General features: G+C 68.2%; 11 protein-coding genes and 1 tRNA gene. 1 reads left to right on the forward strand and 11 read right to left on the reverse strand.

Annotated features, from left to right (window positions below):
- Window positions 1-229, forward strand: a 229-nt coding sequence (locus AN233_RS17635; protein WP_218055051.1) for a hypothetical protein, incomplete at its 5' end; no start/stop codon positions are given.
- Between the two features lie 126 nt (window positions 230-355).
- Here AN233_RS17635 and rpsB read toward each other — a convergent pair.
- From rpsB to AN233_RS05260, 11 genes are all read right to left on the reverse strand, one after another.
- Entirely contained in the window at window positions 356-1114 is a 759-nt protein-coding gene (gene rpsB / locus AN233_RS05210; protein ID WP_058365786.1) for a 30S ribosomal protein S2, read from the reverse strand.
- On the reverse strand, window positions 1111-2322 hold the full coding sequence (eno, locus tag AN233_RS05215; RefSeq protein WP_058365787.1) for a phosphopyruvate hydratase: 1212 nt from the start codon (window positions 2320-2322) through the stop codon (window positions 1111-1113). Before eno ends, rpsB begins: the two co-directional genes overlap by 4 nt.
- Window positions 2322-2501 (reverse strand): DNA-directed RNA polymerase subunit K, encoded by a 180-nt coding sequence (locus AN233_RS05220; protein ID WP_058365788.1) that lies wholly within the window; start codon window positions 2499-2501, stop codon window positions 2322-2324. Before AN233_RS05220 ends, eno begins: the two co-directional genes overlap by 1 nt.
- A 2-nt stretch (window positions 2502-2503) precedes the next feature.
- Window positions 2504-2698 (reverse strand): DNA-directed RNA polymerase subunit N, encoded by a 195-nt coding sequence (locus AN233_RS05225; RefSeq protein WP_058365789.1) that lies wholly within the window; start codon window positions 2696-2698, stop codon window positions 2504-2506.
- Window positions 2699-2709: 11 nt separating this feature from the next.
- Window positions 2710-3108, reverse strand: a complete 399-nt coding sequence (locus AN233_RS05230) for a 30S ribosomal protein S9 (protein WP_058365790.1) — start codon at window positions 3106-3108, stop codon at window positions 2710-2712.
- Window positions 3102-3551, reverse strand: coding sequence for a 50S ribosomal protein L13 (locus tag AN233_RS05235; RefSeq protein WP_058365791.1), 450 nt, complete (start codon window positions 3549-3551; stop codon window positions 3102-3104). Before AN233_RS05235 ends, AN233_RS05230 begins: the two co-directional genes overlap by 7 nt.
- A complete protein-coding gene (locus AN233_RS05240; RefSeq protein WP_058365792.1) occupies window positions 3548-3901 on the reverse strand; it encodes a 50S ribosomal protein L18e in 354 nt (117 codons plus the stop codon). Before AN233_RS05240 ends, AN233_RS05235 begins: the two co-directional genes overlap by 4 nt.
- A gap of 39 nt (window positions 3902-3940) precedes the next feature.
- Window positions 3941-4025, reverse strand: a tRNA-Leu gene (locus AN233_RS05245).
- A 178-nt stretch (window positions 4026-4203) separates the two neighbouring features.
- Entirely contained in the window at window positions 4204-4956 is a 753-nt protein-coding gene (locus tag AN233_RS05250) for a DNA-directed RNA polymerase subunit D (protein WP_058365793.1), read from the reverse strand.
- Between the two features lies 1 nt (window position 4957).
- Window positions 4958-5347, reverse strand: a complete 390-nt coding sequence (locus tag AN233_RS05255; RefSeq protein ID WP_058365794.1) for a 30S ribosomal protein S11 — start codon at window positions 5345-5347, stop codon at window positions 4958-4960.
- 6 nt (window positions 5348-5353) lie between these two features.
- On the reverse strand, window positions 5354-5777 hold a 424-nt coding region (locus tag AN233_RS05260), incomplete at its 5' end, for a 30S ribosomal protein S4 (protein ID WP_058365795.1).

Genomic DNA, 5777 nt, shown 5'->3' on the forward strand with positions numbered 1-5777 from the left:
TCGAACCCGCCCCGACGACGTAAGCACCGCAGCGGGCGGTGCTGAGAGCGAGGAGCGCAGCGAGGCGCGGCGCGGTCGAGCCGGCTGGGGCTTTCTGGGTGGTGTTGTTCCACGCAGCAGGATCTGCAACAGACACAAAAACCGCGTCCAGAGAGCCGGCTGGGGCTTTCTGGGTGTCGCTGTCCCCAGCAGCAGCACCGACAGCAGTCACAAAAACACCGCCCAGTAACACAAAAAAGACACAAACACGCCGCTATTCCCAGTATCGGTATCAGTCAGCACTCGCGACCACGACCGGCCGCTATCGGGAACGGAAAGCGGAAACTGAAGGTCGGATCGAAGGAGGAAAACCGGCTTACAGCTCGTCCTCGAAGTCGTCGAGGGCGTAGACGGTGTCGGCGCCGCGGCGGTCGAGCGTCTCGTTGGCGAGCAGCCAGTAGACGACCGACAGGGCGCGGCGACCCTTGTTGTTCGTCGGGATGACGAGGTCGACGTTCGAGACCTGGTTGTTCGAGTCGCACATGGCGATGACGGGGATGCCGACCGTGATGGCCTCCTTGACCGCCTGCGCGTCACCGATCGGGTCCGTCACCACGAGCACGTCCGGCTCGATGTAGCCGGCGTAATCGGGGTTCGTCAGCGTGCCCGGGATGAACCGCCCGGTGCGGGCGCGGGCGCCGATGGCGTCCGCGAACTTCTCGGCCGGGAAGCGGCCGTACTGCCGGGAGCTGGTGACGAGGATCTGCTCGGGGTCGTAGTTGGCCAGGAAGTCGGCGGCCGTTCGGATGCGGCCGTCCGTCTGGCTCACGTCGAGCACGTAGAGCCCGTCGTCACGGACGCGGTGGATGAACCGCTCCATGTCCTTGGTCTTCTGCTGGGTACCGATGTGGACACCGGCACCGAGGTAGTCCTCGACGGGGATGAGGAGGTCCGCCTCCTCGTCGGGCATGACGTCCTCGTCGAACGGGGACGCGTCGTCTTCGGCCTCGGCTGCCTCGTCGGCCGCCTCGGCGGGCTGGTCGTCTGTCGTGGCGGTCTCCTCCTCGACGGGCTCGCCGGCCTCCTCGGGCTCGGCATCCTCCTCGAGTTCGACCGCGTCGTTGTCCTCGGTCATACTGCGTCGTCCGCGATGCGGATCAGTTCGTTGAGCTTGGCGGTTCGCTCGCCGCCGACCGTGCCGGTCTTGATGTAGCCGGCGTCGGTCGCCACGGCGAGGTGTGCGATGGTGGTGTCCTCCGTCTCCCCCGAGCGGTGGGAGATGACGGTCTCGTAGCCGTTGCGCGCCGCAAGCTCGACGGCGTCGACGGTGTCCGAGAGCGTGCCGATCTGGTTGGGCTTGATCAGGATGCTGTTGGCCGCGCCCTGTTCGATGCCCGTCCGGAGCCGGTCGACGTTCGTGACGAACAGGTCGTCACCGCAGACCAGCGTGCGGTCGCCGACCCGGTCGGTCAGCTCGGCGAACCGCTCGTAGTCGTTCTCGTCGAGCGGGTCCTCGACGTACGCGAGGTCGTACTCGTCGACGAGGTCTGCCACGTAGTCGACCTGCTCGGCCGGCGACTTCTCCTCGTCGCCGTAGACGTAGGCGCCGTCCGAACCGGCGTCGGCGTCGAACAGCTCCGCGGCGGCCATATCGAGGCCGAAGCGGATCTCGAAGCCGACCTCCGACTCGACGCGGTCGGTCGCCTCGTCGACGATCTCGAACGCCTCCGCGTCCGTGACCGCGGGCGCCCACGCGCCCTCGTCGCCCTTCGCCGCGGGAACGCCGCGCTCGTCGAGCACGTCGCCGACGGCCGCGTGAACCGCCGCGTTGGCGAAGACGGCCTCCTCGACGCTCGGCGCGCCGACCGGGGCCGCGAGGAACTCCTGGATGTGGGTCGCCTCCTTGGCGTGCTCCCCGCCGCCGACGACGTTGCCGAGCGGAACCGGGAAGTTGTCGCCGCGGAACGCGCCGCCGAGGTGCTGGTACAGCGGCGCACCGAGCACGTCGGCGGCGGCCTTCGCGGCCGCCATCGAGATCGCGACCGCGCTGTTGGCGCCGATCTCCGAGAAGTCCTCGGTGCCGTCGGCACCGCGCAGGGCGGCGTCGATCTCGCGCTGGTCGCCGGCGTACAGCCCCGTCAGCCGGGGGACCGCCAGCTCGCGGGCCGCCGCGATGGCCTCGTTTGGCGGGAGCTCGATGGCCTCGTACTCGCCGGTCGACGCCCCGGAGGGCGCCGCGGCGCGGCCGAAGCCGCCGGACTCCGTCAGCACGTCCGCCTCGACCGTGGGGTTGCCACGGGAGTCGAGCACGCGCCGGAGCGACACCGACTGGATGCGGGTCACTACTGCTCCTCCCGGCGCACCGTGAAGGGCAGGACGCCCGCGTCGTACTCCTCGGCCGCGACGAGGATCGGTTCGGTCCGGTCGGTCTCCGTCAGCACGGGCGCTCCGTGTGACACCTGCAGCGCTCGCGCGCCGAGGATACGGGCCTTCTCGTACCGATTGTGGTGTTGTGTCGTCATGGTTACTGGTAGGGGGAGACCACGTCGACGAGGTCGCGATGGCTGACCATCATCCGGCGACAGCAGTGCCGGTCGACGCCCAGATCGTCGAGTACCTCGCCGGGGTCCTCGTCGCCCTCACGGGCGCGGGCCTTGAACTCCTCCCAGTGTTCACCGATGACGTTGCCGCACGTGAAACACCGGACGGGAATCATCATGGATGGATCACCTAGCGGTAGGACTTCTGGTAGCGCGCGCGGGCGCCGGGACCGCCCCACTTCTTGGGCTCGGCCTGGCGCACGTCGTTGACCAGCAGCGTGCGGTCGAAGTCCATGTAGGCGTCGCGCAGCTCGGCGTCGCCGAAGTGCTGCACGAGGCCGCGGGCGATGGCGGTGCGGGCCGCGTCGGCCTGGCCGCTGAAGCCGCCGCCGGAGACGTCGATGTCGATGTCGACATCCTCGCGGAGCTCCTCGCCCGCGATGCGGAACGGCTCCAGCATCTTCAGGCGCGCCTGCTCGGGTTCGACCAGCTCGACGGGCTGGGAGTCGATGCGAACGCGGCCGTTCCCCTCGCTCACGGTGGCGCGGGCGACGGCCGTCTTCTTCTTGCCTGAGGTGTTCGTTACCATGTGACGTTAGCTCCCAGTGTCTCGGAGACCTCTCCGAGCGTGGTGAACTTGATGTTGGACAGTCGGTCCAGCGAGGTGCCGTCGAGGACGACCGCCTCGTGGTCGTCGTCGCGCTCGTAGGGGTTGCCCACGTAGACGCGCACGTTCGAGAACGCCTCGCGGCCGCGGTCCGTCTTGTACGGGACCATGCCGCGGATCGTCCGCTTGAAGATGCGGTCCGGGCGCTTCGGGAAGTACGGCCCGCTGTCCGAGCCGAGGTCGGCCCGGGTCTGGTAGGTGTCCATCGTGTCCTCGGTGTTGCCGGTGATGACCGCGTGCTCGGCGTTCACCACGGCGACGCGGTCGCCGTCGAGCGCGGCCTGTGCCACGTTCGAGGAGACGCGTCCGAGGATGCAGTCGCGAGCGTCCACGACGAGGTCGGCGTCGAATTCTGCCAGACTCATCGGAGGATCCTCACGTCGTTTCCGTCGGGGTTCTGTTCGACAGCCTGTTCGAGCGTCAGCGTCTCGCCGGCCTGTTCGATCTTCGTCCGGGCGCTCCCGGAGAAGTCGACGGCCGCGACGGTGACGTTCTTCTCCAGCGCACCGCTTCCCAGCACTTTGCCGGGAACGATCACGGTCTCGTCTTCCTGGGCGTACCGCTCGATGCGGCCCAGGTTGACCTCCGCGTGCGTGCGCCGGGGCTTCTCCAGCCGGTCCGCGATGTCCTGCCAAACGTTGGCTCCGGACTCGCGCGAGACCGACTTCAGCTCGGCGATGAGGTTCTGTAGTCTCGGGTTCGTCTTGCTACTCATAGGTGTCCCTCCGTGTGTGAGGGTCTGAAAGAAGTGGAGTGCAGGGAGCAGGATTTGAACCTGCGGACCTCTACAGGACAGCGCCCTGAACGCTGCGCCGTTGGCCTGACTTGGCTATCCCTGCGTGCACTCCACGGTAGTCGACCACCCGTAAAACCACTTTCGGTCCCACGCCCGCGTGCGAACGGCTGACGGCACGTACCGTCGGCGCCGCTCGCGGCGGTGCCGCGGCCGTCGACCGCGGTGGTCGACGGGGCGGCGAGCGTCGGTCGGGAAGTGGTGGTGCGGGTGGTCATACGTCGTTAGACGCTAACTTTCGTGTGCAGTTCGTCCGCGCGTTCCTCGATGGTGTCGATCGCGCGGAGCAGCAGTTCCTCGACGGACAGCGAGCCGTCGGTCTCGATGTGGAAGACGAACGCGCCGGGGACGTCCTCGACGGTCAGTTCCTTTCCGGGGTACTTCTCGGAGAGGTCGTGGTCGAACGCCGCGGTCGGGACGATGTCGCCGTCCTCGGTCTCGATGACCCCGCGGAGCACGTTCGTCTCGTCCTCGTCGAACTCGCCGCGGTCGCCGTCGACGGTGACGTGCTGGAGGTGGCGGTAGCCGACGGAGACGCCGCCCTGATGCTTGGCGTGCTCCTTGCCGGTGTCGAGCACCGCGTCGGCTTCCAGCTCGATCCGCTGGCCCTCCTTCAGCTCGATGATCGGGACGTTGTCGTCGGCCGGCTCGACCATCGGCTCCGAGGTCTCGATGTCCCCGGAGTAGGCGGTCGCCGGTCCCTCGACGTCGAGCGCGAGGGTGACCTCGTCGCCGACCTCGAACTCGTCGAGCGGCGTCGTCAGCGGCACGAGGCCCAGACGGAGGCCGATCATCTCGTCGAACATGACCGAGGAGTTCTCGACGAACCGAACGGTGTCGATCGAGAACGTCGGCACGTCGGCGATCATCGCGCGGCGGATGCCGTTGGCGAACGCCGGCGTGAGCCCGCGGATCAGCACCCGCGCGCTGCGGTCGTCGCGTTCGATGTACTGGACGTCGAAGTCGGCGTCGCTCATGTTAGACTCGCTTGTTCTTCGGCGCCTTCGTCCCGTCGTGCGGGATGGGCGTCACGTCCTCGATGCGGCCGATCTCGATGCCGGCCCGCGCCAGCGCGCTGATCGTCGCCTGCGCGCCGGGCCCCGAGGACTTGTTCAGGTTGCCGCCGGGGCCGCGCACGCGAACGTGCACGCCCTCCAGGCCGGCCGCCTTGATCTCCTCCGCGATGACCTCGGCCATCTGCATGGCCGCGTACGGCGAAGCCTCGTCGCGGTTCTGCTTCACGACGGTCCCGCCGGAGGACTTGGCGATCGTCTCCGCGCCGGTCTCGTCGGTGACCGTGATGAGCGTGTTGTTGAACGACGCGTACACGTGGGCGATGCCCCACTTGTTCTCTTCTGTCTCGCTCATTGGTGGTTACTCCTGTCCCTCCGCCCGCTCGGGGTGGAGGTCGTCTGCCAGCGGGCTGTTCTCGTCGAAGGCCACCGCGTCCTCCTCGGACGTCTCGACCTTCTTCGACGGCCGCGTGACGCGGGCGCCGTCGACGGTGATGTGCCCGTGGACGATGAACTGGCGTGCCTGGCTGGTCGAGGACGCGAGGCCCTCGCGGTAGACAACCGTCTGGAGACGGCGCTCGAGCAGGTCCGTCACGTCGAGCGACAGGACCGCGGAGATGTCGTCGTTCTCGCCGAGGATGTCGAGTCGGCGAAGCCGCGCGACGAACTCCGAGCCGGCCTCCTGGGCCGCCTCGACGTCACCCTGTGCGTCGCCGAGCAGGCTCCGCGCCTCGCGGCGCATGTTGCGCAGCTCGGACTGGGCGCGCCAGAACTCCTCTTTGTTC

The sequence above is a fragment of the Haloparvum sedimenti genome, assembly GCF_001462205.1.
Lineage (GTDB): Archaea > Halobacteriota > Halobacteria > Halobacteriales > Haloferacaceae > Haloparvum > Haloparvum sedimenti.

What these genes read in the sequence shown, in the direction of transcription:
- rpsB (WP_058365786.1), bottom strand. Translation starts at nt 1,114, where the DNA reads ATGACCGAGGACAACGACGCGGTCGAACTCGAGGAGGATGCCGAGCCC.
- AN233_RS05220 (WP_058365788.1), bottom strand. Translation starts at nt 2,501, where the DNA reads ATGACGACACAACACCACAATCGGTACGAGAAGGCCCGTATCCTCGGC.
- AN233_RS05225 (WP_058365789.1), bottom strand. Translation starts at nt 2,698, where the DNA reads ATGATGATTCCCGTCCGGTGTTTCACGTGCGGCAACGTCATCGGTGAA.
- AN233_RS05230 (WP_058365790.1), bottom strand. Translation starts at nt 3,108, where the DNA reads ATGGTAACGAACACCTCAGGCAAGAAGAAGACGGCCGTCGCCCGCGCC.
- AN233_RS05235 (WP_058365791.1), bottom strand. Translation starts at nt 3,551, where the DNA reads ATGAGTCTGGCAGAATTCGACGCCGACCTCGTCGTGGACGCTCGCGAC.
- AN233_RS05240 (WP_058365792.1), bottom strand. Translation starts at nt 3,901, where the DNA reads ATGAGTAGCAAGACGAACCCGAGACTACAGAACCTCATCGCCGAGCTG.
- AN233_RS05250 (WP_058365793.1), bottom strand. Translation starts at nt 4,956, where the DNA reads ATGAGCGACGCCGACTTCGACGTCCAGTACATCGAACGCGACGACCGC.
- AN233_RS05255 (WP_058365794.1), bottom strand. Translation starts at nt 5,347, where the DNA reads ATGAGCGAGACAGAAGAGAACAAGTGGGGCATCGCCCACGTGTACGCG.